Source organism: Bacillus sp. SH5-2, assembly GCF_008368905.1.
GTDB classification, from domain to species: Bacteria; Bacillota; Bacilli; order Bacillales; family Bacillaceae_G; genus Bacillus_A; species Bacillus_A luti.
Genome location: NZ_QOSD01000022.1, coordinates 799 through 20,737, shown reverse-complemented (window position 1 = coordinate 20,737; position 19,939 = coordinate 799). Strand labels below are relative to the sequence as shown.

At 37.8% G+C, this 19,939-nt stretch carries 14 protein-coding genes, 14 tRNA genes and 3 pseudogenes; 6 read left to right on the top strand and 25 right to left on the bottom strand.

The features are described 5' to 3' along the window. Positions 1-13 precede the first annotated feature (13 nt). Positions 14-967 (top strand): 1,4-dihydroxy-2-naphthoate polyprenyltransferase, encoded by a 954-nt coding sequence (locus DN410_RS19655; protein ID WP_149177713.1) that lies wholly within the window; start codon positions 14-16, stop codon positions 965-967. Between the two features lie 124 nt (positions 968-1,091). Further along, entirely contained in the window at positions 1,092-1,823 is a 732-nt protein-coding gene (locus DN410_RS19650; protein WP_149177712.1) for a yteA family sporulation protein, read from the top strand. Positions 1,824-1,867: 44 nt separating this feature from the next. On the opposite strand, the gene cspD is transcribed toward DN410_RS19650, so the two are convergent. Continuing rightward, on the bottom strand, positions 1,868-2,068 hold the full coding sequence (gene cspD / locus DN410_RS19645) for a cold-shock protein CspD (protein WP_001193054.1): 201 nt from the start codon (positions 2,066-2,068) through the stop codon (positions 1,868-1,870). Positions 2,069-2,390: 322 nt separating this feature from the next. Between cspD and DN410_RS19640 the strand changes: the two genes are divergently transcribed. Beyond that, entirely contained in the window at positions 2,391-3,173 is a 783-nt protein-coding gene (locus DN410_RS19640; RefSeq protein ID WP_149177711.1) for a TIGR00266 family protein, read from the top strand. Positions 3,174-3,337: 164 nt separating this feature from the next. Beyond that, complete coding sequence (locus DN410_RS19635) at positions 3,338-4,060, top strand: lipase family protein (RefSeq protein ID WP_149177710.1); 723 nt, start codon at positions 3,338-3,340, stop codon at positions 4,058-4,060. Between the two features lie 240 nt (positions 4,061-4,300). Here the strand turns inward: DN410_RS19635 and DN410_RS19630 are convergent, their stop codons facing one another. The 6 genes from DN410_RS19630 to glgB form a co-directional block, all read right to left on the bottom strand. Continuing rightward, entirely contained in the window at positions 4,301-4,864 is a 564-nt protein-coding gene (locus DN410_RS19630) for a GNAT family N-acetyltransferase (RefSeq protein ID WP_149177709.1), read from the bottom strand. A gap of 58 nt (positions 4,865-4,922) precedes the next feature. Further along, positions 4,923-7,331 carry a glycogen phosphorylase gene (gene glgP / locus DN410_RS19625; RefSeq protein WP_149177708.1) on the bottom strand — a complete coding sequence of 803 codons (2,409 nt, stop codon included), beginning with the start codon at positions 7,329-7,331 and terminating at the stop codon, positions 4,923-4,925. Positions 7,332-7,349: 18 nt separating this feature from the next. Next, complete coding sequence (glgA, locus tag DN410_RS19620; RefSeq protein ID WP_149177707.1) at positions 7,350-8,780, bottom strand: glycogen synthase GlgA; 1,431 nt, start codon at positions 8,778-8,780, stop codon at positions 7,350-7,352. A 172-nt stretch (positions 8,781-8,952) separates the two neighbouring features. Then, positions 8,953-9,987 (bottom strand): glucose-1-phosphate adenylyltransferase subunit GlgD, encoded by a 1,035-nt coding sequence (glgD, locus tag DN410_RS19615; protein ID WP_149177706.1) that lies wholly within the window; start codon positions 9,985-9,987, stop codon positions 8,953-8,955. 18 nt (positions 9,988-10,005) lie between these two features. Then, positions 10,006-11,136 (bottom strand): glucose-1-phosphate adenylyltransferase, encoded by a 1,131-nt coding sequence (gene glgC / locus DN410_RS19610; protein WP_149177705.1) that lies wholly within the window; start codon positions 11,134-11,136, stop codon positions 10,006-10,008. Beyond that, positions 11,084-13,021, bottom strand: coding sequence for a 1,4-alpha-glucan branching protein GlgB (gene glgB / locus DN410_RS19605; RefSeq protein WP_149177704.1), 1,938 nt, complete (start codon positions 13,019-13,021; stop codon positions 11,084-11,086). The genes glgC and glgB overlap by 53 nt, the downstream gene beginning before the upstream one ends. 379 nt (positions 13,022-13,400) lie before the next feature. Between glgB and DN410_RS19600 the strand changes: the two are divergent. Next, positions 13,401-13,805, top strand: a pseudogene (locus DN410_RS19600) (TasA family protein); the annotation flags it as partial. Positions 13,806-13,930: 125 nt separating this feature from the next. Here DN410_RS19600 and DN410_RS19595 read toward each other — a convergent pair. Further along, positions 13,931-15,061 (bottom strand): annotated as a pseudogene (locus tag DN410_RS19595) (RNA-guided endonuclease TnpB family protein). Between the two features lie 201 nt (positions 15,062-15,262). On the opposite strand from DN410_RS19595, the pseudogene DN410_RS28550 reads away from it, so the two are divergent. After that, positions 15,263-15,484 (top strand): annotated as a pseudogene (locus DN410_RS28550) (dockerin type I domain-containing protein); the annotation flags it as partial. Positions 15,485-15,658: 174 nt separating this feature from the next. Here the strand turns inward: DN410_RS28550 and DN410_RS19580 are convergent. From DN410_RS19580 to DN410_RS19500, 17 genes are all read right to left on the bottom strand, one after another. Further along, on the bottom strand, positions 15,659-16,603 hold the full coding sequence (locus tag DN410_RS19580; protein WP_149177701.1) for an L-lactate dehydrogenase: 945 nt from the start codon (positions 16,601-16,603) through the stop codon (positions 15,659-15,661). 443 nt (positions 16,604-17,046) lie between these two features. Then, complete coding sequence (locus DN410_RS19575) at positions 17,047-18,027, bottom strand: anti sigma factor C-terminal domain-containing protein (RefSeq protein ID WP_149177700.1); 981 nt, start codon at positions 18,025-18,027, stop codon at positions 17,047-17,049. Further along, positions 18,014-18,508 carry an RNA polymerase sigma factor gene (locus DN410_RS19570; RefSeq protein ID WP_149177699.1) on the bottom strand — a complete coding sequence of 165 codons (495 nt, stop codon included), beginning with the start codon at positions 18,506-18,508 and terminating at the stop codon, positions 18,014-18,016. The genes DN410_RS19575 and DN410_RS19570 overlap by 14 nt, the downstream gene beginning before the upstream one ends. A 135-nt stretch (positions 18,509-18,643) precedes the next feature. Continuing rightward, positions 18,644-18,715 (bottom strand) — tRNA-Glu (locus DN410_RS19565). Between the two features lie 6 nt (positions 18,716-18,721). After that, a tRNA-Ser gene (locus DN410_RS19560) sits at positions 18,722-18,812 on the bottom strand. A gap of 6 nt (positions 18,813-18,818) precedes the next feature. Further along, a tRNA-Asn gene (locus DN410_RS19555) sits at positions 18,819-18,893 on the bottom strand. A gap of 7 nt (positions 18,894-18,900) precedes the next feature. Beyond that, positions 18,901-18,977 (bottom strand) — tRNA-Ile (locus DN410_RS19550). 10 nt (positions 18,978-18,987) lie between these two features. Further along, positions 18,988-19,058: transfer RNA gene (locus DN410_RS19545), tRNA-Gly, on the bottom strand. Positions 19,059-19,071: 13 nt separating this feature from the next. After that, positions 19,072-19,147: transfer RNA gene (locus tag DN410_RS19540), tRNA-Lys, on the bottom strand. 10 nt (positions 19,148-19,157) lie between these two features. Continuing rightward, a tRNA-Thr gene (locus DN410_RS19535) sits at positions 19,158-19,233 on the bottom strand. 14 nt (positions 19,234-19,247) lie between these two features. Further along, positions 19,248-19,323, bottom strand: a tRNA-Phe gene (locus tag DN410_RS19530). A gap of 9 nt (positions 19,324-19,332) precedes the next feature. Continuing rightward, positions 19,333-19,408: transfer RNA gene (locus tag DN410_RS19525), tRNA-Asp, on the bottom strand. Positions 19,409-19,411: 3 nt separating this feature from the next. Beyond that, positions 19,412-19,488: transfer RNA gene (locus tag DN410_RS19520), tRNA-Met, on the bottom strand. A 26-nt stretch (positions 19,489-19,514) separates the two neighbouring features. After that, positions 19,515-19,607 (bottom strand) — tRNA-Ser (locus tag DN410_RS19515). A gap of 17 nt (positions 19,608-19,624) precedes the next feature. Continuing rightward, positions 19,625-19,701 (bottom strand) — tRNA-Ile (locus tag DN410_RS19510). A 4-nt stretch (positions 19,702-19,705) separates the two neighbouring features. Beyond that, positions 19,706-19,782 (bottom strand) — tRNA-Met (locus tag DN410_RS19505). 20 nt (positions 19,783-19,802) lie between these two features. After that, positions 19,803-19,875 (bottom strand) — tRNA-Ala (locus DN410_RS19500). Positions 19,876-19,939: the final 64 nt, after the last annotated feature.

The window sequence follows — 19,939 nt, the reverse complement described above, 5'->3', positions numbered from 1 at the left end:
AGGAGGATTCAACATGGAAATGAACGTCGAAACGAATTCCTCTCCTACGGCGCCAAAGCCAAGTAAACAAACAGGCTGGCGCATTTGGTGGAGTTTACTACGTCCCCATACATTAACAGCCGCTTTCGTTCCTGTTTTCATCGGAACAGCATATGCGATGCAGGTCGGCGGTATAAATCAAATACATCTTCCTCTTTTCTTTATGATGCTTCTTGCTTGTCTTCTCATTCAAGCAGCGACGAACATGTTTAACGAATACTTTGATTATAAAAGAGGATTAGATCATGAAGGTTCAGTTGGTATCGGCGGCGCTATCGTTCGCGACGGTATTCAACCCAAAACAGTACTGAACTTAGCATTTGGATTTTTTGGCATCGCAATGCTACTAGGTGTTTATATTTGTATGAACTCCAGCTGGTGGCTTGCTGCAATCGGTCTTGTTTGTATGGCCGTTGCTTACCTTTATACAGGTGGACCAATTCCAATTGCATATACACCATTTGGAGAACTAACAGCAGGATTATTTATGGGCGTCATTATTATTGGTATTTCATTCTTTATCCAAACTGGAACTGTAACATCTGAAGTGATTTTACTGTCTATCCCAAGCTCCATTTTAATTGGTGCCATTTTACTATCTAACAACATTCGCGATTTAGATGGCGATAAGGAAAATGGTCGTAAAACATTAGCAATTCTCGTTGGACGAGAGAGAGCCATTGGTGTTCTCGCTTCTATGTTTATCGTTGCTTACATTTGGACAATTGCTTTAATTATTGTGAACATCGTCTCACCATGGATGCTTATCGTATTCCTAAGTGCCCCAAAAGCATTGAAAGCAACAAAAGGTTTCATCGGCAAAAGCCTTCCAATGGAAATGGCACCTGCGATGATTGCAACAGCAAAAACAAATACAATCTTCGGTCTCCTCATGGGAATCGGATTACTACTTGGATATTTCTTATAGAAAGGAGCTGCATTTGCAGCTCCTTTTTTCATATACCAATTTCAAAGCTGAAATTCATCTCATAATTCCTACTCCCAACGCTCATACTATGTAAAGAAACTGAATTGTAGGAAGGTGGACGACTATGTTAACTCCACAACAAATAAATCAATTTAAATCCGTTTTAGAAAAACAACAACAAGAACTAGAGCAAACGATTCAAACACATGAAAATGAAGACCGTGCATCTGAACGCGATTCCGTTGGAGAATTATCTAGTTATGATAACCATCCAGCTGATATGGCAACAGAATTATATGAACGTGAAAAGGATTTTGGACTCATCGAACTTTGGCATAAACAGCTAGAAGATACGAAAAACGCCCTACAAAAAATAGAAGCGGGCACATATGGAATTTGTGAAGTATCCGGTGAGGAAATTCCATTTGAAAGATTAGAAGCGATGCCAACTGCTACGACATGTGTTCAGCACGCGACAAATAAATTAAATATGGAAACTCGTCCAGTTGAAGAGGAAGTGTTATCTCCTTCTTTTCATAAGCACGATGAAGACCATTCTGTGGAGTACGATGCGGAAGATGCGTGGCAAGATGTCGCAAATTACGGAACGTCCGAAACACCGTCCGATTTAGAAAGACAAGATTCAAAAAACTATAATGGTATGTACGTAAATAGTGAGGAAAACGTAGGCTATGTAGAGGATTTTGAAAACTTTATCGGTACGGACATGTATGGGGAAAATCCGCAAGTTTTCGCAACAGAAGAACATGAGGAATATGAACAAATGCTTGATGATTTTGAAGAACGTACCTTCAAAGGCGAATTATCTTCAAATGAATCTAGTTCCAAAGAATAAAAAAAAGCATTCCGAAAATCGGAATGCTTTTTATCGCTAGCTAATTAGTTTTTTGTAACGTTAGCAGCTTGTGGTCCACGGTTACCTTCAACGATTTCGAAAGAAACTTCTTGACCTTCTTCTAAAGTTTTGAATCCGTCACCTTGGATAGCTGAGAAGTGAACGAATACATCGTCTCCACCTTCAACTTCGATGAAACCAAAACCTTTTTCGCTGTTAAACCATTTAACTTTACCTGTTTGCATGTCATGTACCTCCTAAATAAAAATGAAACTATGAATCCACATGAAAAGGTGGATATAAAGGACATGAATGTATAACAAGCTTACAGCCTTTAATTCAACGTGCTTTATTTCCGTACCACATTATGTAGCTCAATAGTGATTTCACTATATCACGCTATATTAAAAACGTCAAATGAGAACACTTTCATTTCATTATTTTTTATAACACTAGTATAACCTTAAATTTTCATTCTATTTTTATTCAAAAATTAACAAAAATACAGTACTCTAATTCTTTTAACTTCTGTACAATATAATTACTACATAATTATGAGGTGAAAAAATGCAAGCACATGAAATCGAGTATAAGTTATATGGCGATGATATGCAGTTTGTTGAAATTGAGTTAGACCCAGAAGAAAGCGTTATCGCTGAAGCTGGCGCAATGATGATGATGGAAGATTACATCGAAATGGAAACAATCTTCGGTGATGGTTCTGGACCATCTAGCGGTTTATTTGGCAAATTAATGGGCGCTGGTAAGCGTCTCGTTACAGGTGAAAGCATGTTTATGACTGTCTTTACAAATACAGGTCACGGCAAACGCCACGTATCCTTTGCTGCTCCTTACCCTGGTAAAATTATTCCTGTTGATTTAACAGAATATCAAGGAAAAGTAGTTTGTCAAAAAGACGCATTTCTTTGCGCAGCAAAAGGTGTTTCTATCGGAATCGAGTTTACAAAGAAAATTGGAACTGGCTTCTTCGGTGGTGAAGGCTTCATCATGCAGAAACTTGAAGGTGACGGACTTGCTTTCATGCACGCAGGCGGAACTGTATATAAGCGTGAATTGAAGCCTGGCGAAAAGCTTCGTATTGATACAGGCTGTCTCGTTGCCATGACAAAAGACGTTAACTATGATGTCGAGTTCGTTGGAAAAGTAAAAACAGCTCTATTTGGCGGCGAAGGTTTATTCTTCGCAACATTAGAAGGGCCTGGAACAGTTTGGATCCAATCCTTAACACTTAGTCGCTTAGCAGCACGCCTTACAAGCCCAGCTGCTCAAAGCAGTGGCGAAGGTAGTGTTTTAGGTGGACTTGGCCGTTTATTAGATGGAAAAGAGTAAAAAGTGCCCTTATTGGGCGCTTTTTATTTTTGTAAACTATACTTTTACTTTTACCAGCACGTAACTGAATGTGTAAGCCTCATTTTCAAAACCCTCCAAAAGAATGAATCAAGTCCCTCACTGCATATATTAAACTATACCTTTTCGTAAGGAGGGCTCCCTTAATGCGTACTCCTTTATCCTTTGATAAAGATACCGCCCTACTGTTAGCTTCTTGTTGTGAGCTAACGTATGAACAATATAAACAAAATGGGATTTTCAAAATACCGGATGGTTTTCAATATGTACAAGGCTTTCAAGGGAAAGCCATCCAAACGACAGAATGGTTCGGATTTATATTAGAATCTGAGGATACCATTATTATAGCTTTTCGAGGCACACAAACAGATACAGATTGGATTATCGATTCACTCGTCAACCAAAAACCATATCCATATGCTTTAAACAGCGGAAATGTCCATAATGGCTTTCTTTCTATTTATGAATCTTTCCGAGATTCTATTATGGATATGCTCGTATCGTTACCAGCACACAAAAAACTATTAGCTACTGGACATAGTTTAGGTGGTGCGCTTGCCACATTACACATACTAGATGCACGAATTAACACAGCCTTCGCACAGTATGGACTTTATACATTTGCTTCTCCAAAAGTAGGAGATATCGCTTTTCGAAATTATTATAAACTACAAGTAGCTAGTAGCTTTCGTTTCGTCAACTTATTCGATGTCGTTCCACTTCTCCCTCCCCGAAACATAAATTTTAATGATCGTGATTGGGAATATGCTCATGTTCATCACAACATGACTTTTACAAAAAACACAAAATCTATTACAAATAATCATTCCATTACAACATACAAAACATGTCTGACTTCTCATTTTTAACCAGTAATTAATTGGAAATTCAATATCCTTATACTATAATAATATATGAAATAATCTTTGGATGAGGGGACCTTACATGTTAAAATTTATCCTTGCACTTTTTCTCATTATAATTTTTTCGTTTACAGGTTTCTTTACATTTTCATACTTTGCGACAGGAGAATATGATGGAACAGGTATAATATATACCGCTATACCATTTCTTTCTTGAGCAAAATAAAAAAACCGAGCTTAATGAGATTAAGCTCGGTTTTTTAAACGATTATATTCTTGTTTTAAAAGTGAATACACTTTAGCATCACTATACGTATTATTCATTTTTACACTTTGCCTCAAAGTTCCTTCATATACCATCTTTAACTTTTGCATTACACGTTCAGCAGCTATATTTCTCACATCACATCTTCCTTCAATGCGATTCAAATTTAATTCTTGAAAACCAACTTTAATAATTTGTTCTAAAGCCTCAACAATAAATCCTTTTCCCCAATACGCCGGGCTAATTACAGCTCCAATCGATGCACTATTATGTGGCATGAGCCATATTCCACACGTCCCGATTACCTTTTGGTTATCATTCAGCATAATAGACCATATAAGAGCCTTACCTTCGCTTATCGTTACAGGCATAGTTCCTAATAAACTATGCGTCTCATCTTTCGTTTTATGCACTTCCCGAGGCACATAGGTAGCTGTTTTCGAATTAGAATACACTTCAAATAAATCGTCTACATGTGACTGATGTATCTTCGTTAAAATTAATTTATCTGTTTTTAAATCGATTTGTTCATATATATCCTTCATATGCAATTCACCACCCCTCAATATAATAAAGAAAAGTCCCTTCAAAAGGGACTTTCACTTAATATAGTTTAACCGCATTACCAATACCCCAAATTTCATTGCTATACTGCAAAATCGTTCGATCACTCGCGAAATGACCAGATTGTGCAATATTCAAAATTGACATTTCTAGCCACTTCGTTCGATTCTCATAAGCTCTTCCGACAGCTTCCTGCCTTTCCGCATATGGACTAAAATCTCGAAGAACAAAATATTCGTCATTTTGAATAACGAGAGAATCATAAATCGCTTCGAATTCAGCCCCTACATGTGTAAAGAAACCATTCGTTAGCTGATCTACTACTTTTTTAATGTGCATATTGTGGTGATAATAGTCACTTGCACGATATCCACCATTTTGATAGTAATGAAGAACCTCATCCGCCGTTAAGCCGAAAATGAAACAGGCTGCATCACCGACCCGGTCTTTTATTTCAATATTAGCTCCATCTAACGTTCCGAGCGTAATCGCACCATTCATCATAAATTTCATGTTCCCTGTTCCTGATGCTTCCTTACTCGCAGTTGAAATTTGCTCACTTACATCAGCTGCTGGGAATATATCTTCCGCTAAAGAAACTCGGTAGTTTTCTAGAAAGATAACTTTCATAAATTGACTTACGTACGGATCATTATTTACTTTTCTTGCAAGTTCATTAATTAATTTAATAATCTTTTTCGCATAATAATAGCCTGGTGATGCTTTTGCCCCAAAAATAAAGGTGCGCGGATAAAATGAAAAACTAGCATCCTCTTTCAAACGGTTATACAAATATAAAATATGAAGAACATTTAATAATTGTCGTTTGTAAGCATGCAGTCTTTTCACTTGCACATCAAAAATAGAATTTGGATCAATCGTAATCCCCATTTGACTATGAATGCGATCCGCTAAAATAATCTTACGCTCTTGCTTTACATCCGCAAGCCTCTCTTGGAAACTAGCATCGTACTGAAAACTTTGCAATGATTGCAGTTTAATCGGTTCTTTCTTCCACTCTGTTCCAATCGCTTCCGAAATAAGATTCGTCAGCTGCGGATTCGCCTTCATTAGCCAGCGCCTATGAGCGATCCCATTCGTTTTATTATTAAACTTATCTGGGTAAAACTCATAGAACAATCGCATTTCACGCTGCTTTAGAATTTCCGTATGAATTTTTGCTACACCGTTTACGCTATGGCTACCGACAATTGCTAAATGAGCCATTTTCACAAGATCATGCGCAATAATCGCCATCTCTTCAATACGATGCCATTCATACGGATAACGTTCCCAAAGCTCGTGGCAGAAACGTTCATTAATCTCTTCAATAATCATATAAATTCTTGGTAATAACGATTTAAAAATGTGAATTGGCCATTTTTCAAGCGCTTCTGATAACGTCGTATGATTCGTATAAGAAATCGTTTGCGTTGTTATGTGCCAAGCTTCTTCCCATGCCAGTTTTTCTTCATCTAATAAAATACGCATCAGTTCTGGAATCGCCAAAACTGGATGTGTATCATTAATATGAATCGCAATTTTCTCATGTAATTGACGAAGGTCACCATATCTTTCTCTATGCATACGAACAATATTTTGCAAGCTTGCCGATACGAGGAAATACTGTTGTTTCAAACGAAGTATTTTTCCCTCATCATGCGTATCATCTGGATATAAAAACTCCGATACTGCCTCTGTTTCACGCTTATATTTCAAAATATCTTTGCAATTTTGCGGGAAAGGAACTGGTTCCGCATTCCAAAGTCTAAGTGTATTTACAGTACTCGTCTCATAACCTACTACTGGAACGTCATATGGTACTGCCATAATTACTTCTGCATTCGTATGCCTGAATTCTAAACGTCCATCAATGTAGAGGGGTTCAACATTGCCGAAATAACTTACTTCTACAGCTTGATCATGCCTTCTTACTTCCCATACGTTTTCATGAAGAAGCCACTGTTCTGGAAATTCAACTTGATAACCATCAACAATTTTTTGATCAAATAAGCCATGTTTGTAACGAATTCCACAGCCGTGTCCTGGTAAGTTTAAAGAAGCGAGTGAATCAAGGAAACAGGCTGCTAAACGTCCAAGTCCACCATTACCAAGACCCGCATCTGCTTCCACCTCTTCTAAATCGTGTAAAGAAATCCCGAGCTCAAACAGTCCTTGCTCACATACATCCCTTATACCTAAATTTAATATATTACTCCCAAGTAAACGCCCCAGTAAAAACTCAATGGATAAGTAATACATTTGCTTTTGCTCACCAGCTCGGTAACTTTCATTCGTTGCAATCCATTGACTATTCATATACTCGCGTACCATATGGCCAAGCGTATTATATTGATCACGAGTTGTAGAATCTTTGAAACTTTTTCCATACATCGTCTCTAACTTTTCTAGAAAAGCTGATTTAAAACTTTCAACATGAGTAAACATTTTTTCACCACCTACATGTTATTCCATGAGACTTTTATACAATTCCTTATAGGCAAGAGCTGATTTCCCCCAGCTATAATCTTCAGTCATCGCTTGCTTTACAAGCCTATCCCACACCGGTTTATCGTGATAAAATTCAATTGCACGGTGCACTGTATACAACATGTCATGTGCATTGAAATTCGTGAAACTAAAACCATTTCCTTCTCCTGTTTCCTCATCATAAGATTGTACAGTATCGTTTAACCCACCTGTTTCTCTTACAATCGGAATCGTGCCGTACGCTAATGCGATAAGTTGTCCAAGTCCACACGGCTCAAACAATGACGGCATTAAAAATAGATCGCTTCCTGCATACACTTGATGCGCAAGTTCCTCATTAAATCCAATATACACCTTCACCTTTTCTGGATACTCATATGCCATCCATTCAAAGAACTGCTCATATTCCGAATCGCCCGAACCTAAAATGATACATTGTACATCTTCCTCCATTATTTCGCGGAATACAGTACGTACTAAATCAAGTCCTTTTTGCTTCGTTAATCGTGTTACCATCGAAATGATTGGTGTATCTTCTTTTTCTGGTAAACCAAAATAACGCTGCAAAGCGCGTTTATTTTCACTCTTTTCATCTAGTGACTCCGCATCATACTGAGCCTTAATATACGAATCCGTTTTTGGATTATATACGCTCGTATCAATTCCATTTACAATGCCACTAAGCTTATCATTATATTTTCGCAGTAATCCATCTAACTTCTCACCGAAAAATTCATATTGAATTTCTTCTTTATATGTCGGACTAACCGCTGTAATTTGATCCGAAGCGATAATACCGCCTTTCATAAAGTTCACATTTCCATAAAACTCTAGCTGCTCACTATGCAAATATTCATCACCAAGCTCTAACAAGTCGTACATCACTTCAGGAGGAAATACTCCTTGGAACTGCAAGTTATGAATTGTATATACCGTTTTAATATGCTCATATAACGGGTTATCTTGATACTTTTCACGAAGTAAGAAATTAGCCATAGCCGTATGCCAATCATGGCTATGAAGAACATCTACTTCAAAATCAAGATGCGGAATGCACTCTAGAACTGCTTTCGAAAAATAAGAAAAACGCTCCCCATCATCATAATGGCCATATAGAGAATCTCTCTTAAAATAATATTCATTATCTATTAAGTAATACGTTATCCCGTCTTGTTCACCTTTTAAAATACCGCAATATTGATTTCTCCAGCCAAGCGGAATGTTAATTACTTTATGAAGCGTGCATCCATCTCTTAATTTTTTCGGAATAAGACTATAATTCGGAAGTATAACGCGAACATCCACACCTAATTTTTTCAGCTCTTTTGGGAGCGCACCCGCTACATCGGCTAATCCCCCAGATTTCACAAACGGTACACATTCTGATACTGCAAATAATATATTCACTTGTTGTCCCACTGCGCGAAAAGCATATATGACTCTTCTTGCAGCTTCCTCCCTTCGAGTTTTCATTTAAATTAAAACTTTAATCAGTGGAGGAACCCCCCCACTGATTCTTCATCCCGCTATTTGTGAACTAATAATCAGTGAAAAAATCCCCGCTAATTACAGTTTCACTTTAAGAATAGCTTTTAATCGTACTGTTTTGAACGCTTCCTTTTTCTACAACATATGGCTCATCGACGTTTCCTTTTAACACGACACCGTCACCAATTTTCACATCTTTATCAATAATAACACCGTCTATTATACAGTTATCTCCAATTTGGCTCTTTTGCATAATAATGCTATTACGAACAATTGAACCTTTTCCGATTTTAACAGAACGGGAAACCACACTATTTTCTACTTCCCCTTCAATAATACTGCCGTTTGCAATCATTGTATTTTTCACGACTGCACCCTTTACGTAACGAGTTGGTGGCTCATCTTTTACTTTCGTAAAGATCGGTGCTTCTTTCTTAAATAATTGTTTCCAAATAGCAGGTTTCAAAATTTCTAAGCTATGTTTATAGTAACTTTCAATTGAGTCAATAATGGCTACATATCCTGTATGCTCATATGTAGCAATATGCAGTGATTTTCCGCGCTTTTCTCTCACTACATCGAATAAACTATATTGCTCCACATCTTTATATGACTCAAATAAATCTAACAATAATTGTTTCTTTAACACGTATGTTTGAAGCGAAACCCCTTCATGGCAAACTTCCGTAATGTCAGCTGCCGTATGTATATGTCGCTCTAACACCGCTTGAAAATTTAATGCTGTTACGAGATGGCTATTCGTAATAACAACGTACTCTTCTCTGCTTCTTAGAAAATAATCAATATGTCTTCTAAAGTGTGCAAAAGACCCAAATTCATCTTGGTCACATTGGCAGTTTGGCGGGAATAAAAATAGTCCGTCTCGTTTTCTATCTAAATCCCACTGTTTTCCTGACCCAACATGGTCCATTAACGAACGATTTTTATGGCTTGTAAAAACTGCCACACTATGAATACTAGAATTCACCATATTTGAAAGCATGAAATCAATGAGTCGATAACGGCCCCCAAACGGTAACGCCGCTAGTGAACGATGCCCTGTTACTTTCTTTAAGGAAGGAAAACTTCCCGTTGCATTAATAATTCCTAACATTTTTTCTCCCATTCATTTCATCCCCCTTTTCTATTTCCCTTCAGCAATTAATACTACATCGTCAACATTCTTTTCTGGACGAATGATTGTTCCATCTTCGATAACCATTTCTGATCCAACAATCGCTCTTTCAATCACAACATTTTTACCAATCTTAGCCCCTGGCATAACGACAGAATCAATGACCATACTTCCTTCTTCCACCGTCACTCCTTGGAATAAAACCGAATGCTTCACGTCCCCTTCAATGACGCACCCTTCGTTAATAAGTGATTCTTCCACTTTTGCCTGCTGTGCAATATATTGAGGTGGCTCATTTGGATTGACGGAATAAATGCGCCAATTACGGTCGTTTAAGTTCAGTAATGTTTCATCACGAAGTAAATCCATGTTCGCTTCCCATAAGCTTTTCACTGTCCCAACATCTTTCCAATATCCTTCGAACGGATACGCCATCAGCTTCTTCCCTTCATCTAATAGAAGCGGAAGTACATCTTTTCCGAAATCATTACTAGATTCAGGATTTCTCGCATCCATCTCTAAATACTCTTTCAAAATTGCCCAGTTAAAAATATAAATTCCCATTGATGCAAGATTACTTCTTGGAAATTGCGGCTTCTCTTCAAATTCAACAATCTCCATCTCTTTATTTGTATTCATAATGCCGAAACGACTCGCTTCATCCCAAGGCACTTCAATAACAGAAATTGAAACGTCTGCTTCTTTTTCAATATGGTAATCTAGCATTTTACTGTAATCCATTTTATAAATATGATCGCCTGATAAAATAAGGACATATTCCGGTTCATACTGACTTAAATAGTTTAAGTTTTGATAAATGGCACTTGCCGTACCTGTGTACCACTTCACACCTGAAGACTCCGCATAAGGAGGTAATACTGTGACTCCACCGCTTACTCTGTCTAAATCCCACGCATTGCCGATTCCAATATAATTATGAAGTTCAAGTGGTTGATATTGCGTTAAAATCCCAACCGTTTCAATACCAGAATTCGCGCAGTTACTTAGCGTAAAATCAATAATGCGATATTTACCACCAAATGGAACAGCTGGCTTGGCTAAATTTTTTGTTAATGCACTTAATCGACTACCTTTTCCCCCTGCTAGTAACATTGCTACGCACTTTTGTTTTTGAGCCATCTTGTTTTTTGCTCCCCTTTCTCGTCTTCACTGGTCGTAATATGGATACGCCAAATGGTGGAATTGTAATTTCTACATGTGCTGCTTGATTATGATACGGTTCTTGAATCGTCTTGAGACGTTTCTTATTCACTTGACCCGAACCGCCATATTGCTCGGCATCACTATTTAAAATCTCGTTATAATACTCAAAATCTGGTACACCTACTTTATAGTTTTCATATGTAGCTTTCGTAAAATTACATACAACAACTAACGCATCTTCTTGTTTATCCCCTTGGCGGATAAATGTGAAAATACTTTGCTCATTATTATTAGCATCAATCCACTGAAATCCTTCAGGCGAATGGTCAAGCTGCCAAAGTGGTTTTGAGCGCTTATACAATGCTATGAGCTCTTTAAAGTAATCATGCATATAACGATGCATTTCAAAGTCATGTAAATTCCAATCTAAATCTTCAAGGTCTTTCCACTCATCAAACTGCCCGAACTCTCCTCCCATGAAAAGTAATTTCTTTCCTGGGTGAGTAAAGAAATATCCATATAATAAACGAAGTTGAGCAAACTTATCCCAGTAATCTCCTGGCATTTTATTTAATAACGACTTTTTCCCATGAACGACTTCATCATGAGAAAGCGGTAATATGAAGTTTTCGGAGTAAGCATATAGTAAAGAGAACGTCATTTTCTCATGAATATATTTTCTGTACTCTGGCGCACACTCCATATATTTCAGCACGTCATTCATCCAGCCCATATTCCATTTGTAATTGAATCCAAGCCCACCTTCATACGTTGGAGCTGTTACAAGTGGCCAAGCTGTTGAATCCTCTGCTGTCATAAGAAAATCTTCATCTTCTGCAAACACCGCTTCATTTAACTCCCGTAAAAATGAAACAGCGTGCTCATTACTTTGCTCTTGTCCTTCTTTATTCCAGTACAGCATGTTCGCAACTGCATCCACCCTGAAACCATCAATATGGAAATATCTCATCCAAAATAAAGCATTTGAAATTAAGAAATTTCGTACTTCCCTCTTTCCTAAATCAAAGTTGACAGTTCCCCATACTGGATTTTCTTGCACGTCTTTATCTTTATATTCATAAGTCGGTGTCCCATCAAACAAATATAAACCGTGAGCATCTTTACAAAAATGCCCCGGCACCCAATCTAAAATGACACCGATTCCATATTTATGACATTCATCGACAAAATACATCAAATCGTGTGGCGTGCCGAATCTACTCGTCGCTGCATAATATCCCGTTCCTTGATACCCCCAGGAACGATCATATGGATGCTCAACAAGTGGCATAATTTCAATATGTGTAAATTGATGTTCCACCACATAAGGAATGAGTTCTTCTGCCATTTCCCTGTAAGAATACAAGGCTCCATCTTCTTTCTTTTTCCAAGAACCGAAATGTAATTCATAAACTGTCATCGCTTCTTTATAAACCGATTTTTTCTTTTTCTTACGGCTCCAGTTTTTATCATTCCATTCGTATCCCTTTATATCAAAAACTACAGATGCCGTATTCGGTCTTACTTCCGCATATACGGCATACGGATCTGCCTTTAAAATGACGTCACCAGCCATCGTTTCAATCGCATATTTATATATTTCTCTTTCTTCGATATGCGGTATAAATAGGGACCAAATTCCCTCTTCTGTCACTTGTAGCATCTTATGTTGCTCATAATCCCATTCATTAAAATCTCCAACAACACTCATTGCTTTCGCATGAGGAGCCCATACTGTAAATCGTACACCTCGCATCTCATCTTCCGTCACAATATGTGCGCCAAAGATGTTATAACTGTCATAGTACTTTTCTGTATGAAACTCATCTCGTTTCACTTCTTCACAATTTATTACACTCAATATGCTCACCTCACTAAGATGACAGAATTTTTTATACTTTACCAATTCTGCGAAAAACTGAAATATCCTTGTTAATTTATAAAAAATATACGTTTTTTTCTTAAAAATGTTGAATTTTTTTCATATTTCCATATAAAATATCGAATTTTGACGAATATTCATTGAAAACGCTTCATTTTCCACTAGTCTTTCATCTTAATATTTATTTCTCAACATTTTTCGTCACAATTTTATTGAAATGGAAAATTTATAAGCATATACTCATTCTCAATAAAGAACACCAACTTTTCGTAACTACAATTCATAGCGGACTACTATGTTTACTTATTTATCCTTGTTACGAAAAGTCGCTATAAAAATTTAATTAGGGGGCTTTCTTATGTCATTAAAACAAAAGGTTGGAATGGGAGTCGTCACAGCAACGCTTGGTTTATCCCTTACATTCGGCGGTGTATTCGCCTATTTCAGTGATTCTGAAACATCTAGTAACTCATTTCAAGCTGGTACACTAGATCTTTCTATTAACCCAAGTGTAATTGTTGATGTGAAAGATTTAAAACCAGGTGATTTTATTGAAAAGAATTTCAAGCTTGAAAATAAAGGAACATTGGATATCGCAAAGGTAGCACTTGAAACATCCTATGAAGTTACAGATGCAAAGCAAAATAATGACGGTGAAGATTTAGGCGATCACATTGTCGTCCAGTTTCTAGTAAATGACGGACAGCCATCTAATCCAAACGATGATCATGAAATTTTGTGGGAAACAAAACTATCAGAAGTGAACTACCCACCACTTAGCATATCTTACGAGCTTACCCCGAAGTGGGGGCTTCTCGGTTAGTCGCTACTTTTGATAGCTAACGAATTTGTCCTAGGACAGCCGAGCTAACACCCTTGTTCCAAAGGTTATTTTGTGCTATTTACGCTAACGCTAGCTAATAGGCGTATGGCTTCTCTTTTAATATTAATAGCTGCGTTATAGTCGCGACTTATTGTTAGTCCACAAGAACACTCATACGTGCGTTCAGATAGTAGCATATCTTTTCTGTTTCCACAATTACTACACATCTTCGTAGAAGGAAACCATCTATCTACTTTTACAAGCTGTTTTCCTTGTTCTTGTAGCTTATATGCTAAAAATGTCGTGAACATCCTCCAACCGTTATCTGCTACACTCTTACCAAAGCGAAGTGCTCGTGACATTCCTTTCATATGTAAGTCTTCGATTGCTACAACATCAAAGTTCGTAGCTAATTCTTTAGACTTGTGATGAAGGAAATTTTTACGTTGATTGGCGACCTTTTCATGCAACTTCACTACACAAATACGTTGTTTATTCCAGCGCACTGAGCCTTTCACACGTCTTGCTAATACTCGTTGTGCCTTTGCTAATCGATTCAGCATCTGACGATAAAAGCGAGGATAATTGGCTTTCTCATCTTCGCTACTCACGTACAATTCGGCCATTGCGAAGTCTAATCCAACTACACTTTCTACTTCTTTCTGAACAATTTCCTTTTCATATTCAGTTAAAACAGACACATAATACTTACCAGTTGGTGTCAGCGAAATCGTGCATGATTTAATGCTATGGTTTTGCGGTATCTCTCTATGTTGTTTCAATCGCACTAATTTCAGTTTCGGTAGTTTGATATAACCATGAAATAACATAATATTTCCGTTTACTCGATTTGTTGTATAGGATTTTCTACTCTTTTTATTTTTGAATGTAGGAAAATCACTTTGACCACTAAAAAAATTCTTATACGCAGTTTGCAAGTTTAATTGAGCGTTAGCCAATGCTAATGAATCGACTTCTTTCAACCATTCATACTTCACCTTGTATTTCGCAGGAGTAGGAAATTTTTGTTTCTTTAGTTCTTCCTTGTTCTCTTTTTATTTTTCGTATACTTTTTTCCGTTCAGCTAGCATTTTGTTATATACAAAGCGTACACACCCAAAAGTTTTACGTATCAGATTTGCTTGTTCTTCTGTTGGATACAGACGAAATTTGTACGCCTTATTATGCTTTGTCATATTAATTCATCTCACTTTTCGCCTTGATTTCCCATAAACTGTTTTACTTTATCTACGGCGAACCACCAAAGGTGATAACACAACATGAACACTGAGTTACTATTATTTAATTTCATGGTTATACCAAAAGTCCCCTCTTATAAGGCTGATTATATCAGAGGCAAAATAAATAGGAAAACTAAATTTTTCGAACTAAATCAAACCGAAATTATCGCTAGCAACTATGGTAAAAAAGGACTATCTGTGAAAGACGGAACCCTTAACAAAGATGGTATTGTCGACGAAAAAGATATTCGCTTCGTTGAAAAGAACTTCTTGAAAAAAGGTCCAGATGCATCTAAATCACAAACACCTGTCGAAAAATCAAAAAGCGGTACACTGGCAGATATTTTAAAGAAATTAGGATTAACGCCTAAAAAATAATAATAAAGAGCACTCTATTTAAAGTAGAGTGCTCTTTTTCTATAAACGACCCTCATCCAGCAAAAGGGGTATATTGGGGATATACAAGGGAAACCGGAAAAGGAATTTATATTAAATTATATAAAAACTCAGAGGTAGGAAGCAGTTTCCCGCCTCTGAATTATTTAGTAATTATTATAGTACTGGTGCCATTGTTTCTTTTAACACTTTTACAGAATGAGCGAATTTCGCTTTTTCTTCTTCATTTAGCTCAAGCTCTACGATTTCACGTACACCTTCGCGGTTAATAACAGCTGGAACACCTACGTAAGCATCTTTCTCACCGTATTGACCTTCAAGGTATGCAGATACAGTTAATACGCTGTTCTCGTTGCTTAAGATCGCTTTAGTTACACGAAGTAGTGACATACCGATTCCGTAGTAAGTTGCGCCCTTACGCTCGATGATATGGTAAGCTGCATCACGTACATTTTCGAAGATTTTATCTAAGTCTTCTTGTTTGTACTGTTCGTTGTTAGCTAAAATTGTTTCTAGTTTTTGTACACCTACAGTAGCGTGGCTCCATACTGGAAGTTCAGTGTCACCGTGCTCACCAACGATGTAAGCATGAACGTTACGTGGATCTACATCTAAGTAGTCACCTAACATGTAACGGAAACGAGCAGAGTCTAAAGTAGTACCAGAACCAATTACGCGCTCTTTTGGTAAACCAGATTCTTTCCAAGTTACGTAAGTTAAAATATCAACTGGGTTTGTTGCGATTAAGAAGATTCCATCGAATCCGCTATCCATAATACCGCGAACGATTTGTTTAAAGATCTTTGTATTTTTCTCAACTAAGTCTAAACGAGTTTCACCTGGCTTTTGTGGTAATCCAGCAGTGATAACAACTAAATCTGCATCTTTACAATCTGCATAACTACCGCTCCAAACTTTTGTTGCTGCTGGAGAGAATGGTACCGCATGGCTTAAGTCCATTGCTTCCCCTTCTGCTTTTGCTTCATTAACATCTACTAATACGAATTCTTCAGCTACACCTTGGTTGATCATTGAGTAAGCGTAACTACAACCTACAGCTCCTGTTCCTACTAATACTACACGATTGATACCTTTTTTCATGGTAATTTCCCCTCTCTATTGTTCACATATATTTTTTTATGATTGTTTAAGTAATTAATTAAAATACTAATTTAATGTTGTTTAACTTCTTTACACTCATATTGTAGCACGTATTATTGTGAATTACTTCACAAATTATGACCTATTTGTGAACTTTTTCACATGGAGTGTAAAGTTATTGGGATAGATGTGGAATCCATTTCAATGGAGGCGTTTTCTTTAGATTGTGAAAGGGATTTTTTATGTTTTTGTTGGTAAGTGAAATTATATCGACGATTATTTAAATATATCAACGATTTTTAGAATATATCTACCGTAACTCAAAATATATCAACGATTCGACAAGGAATATCGATTTACCGACAAAACCCGACGATAATAACAGCATAAAAAAGCTGTCTCCAGTAGATCACTTATTGAAAGACAGCTTTTTTCTATTTATACTATTTATTTTCCGCAGTAGCTCCTAATACAGCAGCCTTTACATAATTTTGACCATTTAACTTTTGTAAATCAGCAGCAGTTCCTGTCACAACAACACCAATTACTTTTACATCTTGCTCACTTGGTTTTGTTTTCTTTCCTTTTAGGTAGTTATATATGCGCTCATACTCCTCATAATACTTTCCCTTTTTCTCCATTCCACTTTGAATTGCTAAAAGAAAATCTTTTTCTGTTCCATTTCCAAATTCAATATCACCTGGTTTTGCTTTAAAGCCGTACACATTATAAGCACTTTCGGTCATATCATCAATAGAATATGATTTTTTATCATCATACGTATCTACCCAATACCAAACAGGATGAATCCCTTCTGGCAGCATCTTTTTTATTTCAGACACCTTATGTGGTTTATCAAAAGATATAGCCAATTCAGCTACTTTATTTTCACCTTTTACTTTCTCTATATCATTTATATAACTATTATATGAAGCAAATGGCAGATAAAATTGCATCTCTCTTTCCATTGTTTGATTATTGTACAATTCACTCGCCTTATTAATACGCTCATTCCCCATTACAACATTATCTGCTATTGTTAATGGGTTTACATCCGATAATCGGCGAAATGTACTCCAAACTTTATACTCATACACTTCATCTTCCCACTTAACAGGTTTCCCCTCAATAACCTTATATGTTTTATACTCTACTGTGCTTTTAAATAAACCGTTAGAAGTAATTGCTACCCCTCTTTCCGTATTAGGCCTTGTAATTTGTCTTATCATATTTACGTCACGATCCATAGCTAGATAAGCTCTATTATTCAATTGTGAAATTCCTATAATAGAGCCGAAGAATAAAACAATAAAAAGTGCAATTGAAATTACGATTATTTTTAATAATTGTCTTCGCTTCGCCTTCTTCAACATTGTTGATACTTTACTTGAATCTATATCAAAATCAAAATCATCTCTGCCCATCTTCAAACCTCCTATAAAGCTTTTTAAACTCATTGCGAGCTCTGTACAAAGAAACACGTACGGTCTCTTCTTTCATCTCTAGTACGGCTGCTATCTCCTTATAAGAAAGTTCATAATCATACTTTAATAAGAGAATATGCTTATATACCGGATTCATCTTTCCGAGTATGCTTTGTATTTCTACTTGAAGCTCTTTTCTTAAAAGTGGTTCATCTAATCCTTTTGCTCCAATCAATTGAACAGATTCAATCGGGATTTGTTCAATACGATTTCGCCTTTTCACTAGATCACGATGCCTATTAATCGCAACTTGAAATAACCATGTTTTTATATACGTAATTTTCATATTCGGTATAGATAATAACGCTTTATGTATTGTATCTTGAACGATATCCTCTGCTTCTGCTGGTGTTACTCCAATTTTAAGCAAGTATCTATAAATACTTCTAGATGATTCTATAATGACTTTTTCATACTCCATCGCTCTCTCCTTTCTATTAGTTAGACGATCTAAATAGAAAAAAGTATACAAGAAATCCATAAAAAAAGCAGACTATTCAAAGTCCGCTTTTACACAACAAAAAAGAGATAGCAGATTATGCTATCTCTTTTAGTATGACCCGTACGGGATTCGAACCCGTGTTACCGCCGTGAAAGGGCGGTGTCTTAACCACTTGACCAACGGGCCAGTTACTGGCAGAGAAGAAGGGATTCGAACCCTCGCACCGCGTTAGCGATCTACTCCCTTAGCAGGGGAGCCCCTTGAGCCACTTGGGTACTTCTCTATAATATGGCTCCGCAGGTAGGACTCGAACCTACGACCGATCGGTTAACAGCCGATAGCTCTACCACTGAGCTACTGCGGAACAATTATGGTGGGCCTAAATGGACTCGAACCATCGACCTCACGCTTATCAGGCGTGCGCTCTAACCAGCTGAGCTATAGGCCCATAATTGAAAAGCGGGTGAAGAGAATCGAACTCTCGACCAGAGCTTGGAAGGCTCTTGTTTTACCACTAAACTACACCCGCATTAAATTGTAAATGGTGAGCCATGAAGGACTCGAACCTTCGACCCTCTGATTAAAAGTCAGATGCTCTACCAACTGAGCTAATGGCTCATTTTGAAAGTGGTGCCGACTAGAGGACTTGAACCCCCAACCTACTGATTACAAGTCAGTTGCTCTACCAATTGAGCTAAGTCGGCTTGCGACTTCAAAATGGTGGCTCGGGACGGAATCGAACCGCCGACACGAGGATTTTCAGTCCTCTGCTCTACCGACTGAGCTACCGAGCCTTATTAAAATGGCGGTCCCGACCGGGGTCGAACCGGCGATCTCCTGCGTGACAGGCAGGCATGTTAACCACTACACCACGGGACCATTTGGTTGCGGGGACAGGATTTGAACCTGCGACCTTCGGGTTATGAGCCCGACGAGCTACCGTGCTGCTCCACCCCGCGATGATAAAATATTTATTTTAGAAAAATGGAGGAGGTAGAGGGATTCGAACCCCCGCGCGACTCTCGCCGCCTGTCGGTTTTCAAGACCGATCCCTTCAGCCGAACTTGGGTATACCTCCGAGATATAAACGTCTAATGGTGGACCTTGTAGGACTCGAACCTACGACCGGACGGTTATGAGCCGTCTGCTCTAACCAGCTGAGCTAAAGGTCCTTTATGGTAGCGGCGGAGGGGATCGAACCCCCGACCTCACGGGTATGAACCGTACGCTCTAGCCAGCTGAGCTACACCGCCATAAATGATATTAAAATAAGTGGAGCCTAGCGGGATCGAACCGCTGACCTCCTGCGTGCAAGGCAGGCGCTCTCCCAGCTGAGCTAAGGCCCCATGTTATTGGGAATATCGGGAAGACAGGATTTGAACCTGCGACCCCCTGGTCCCAAACCAGGTG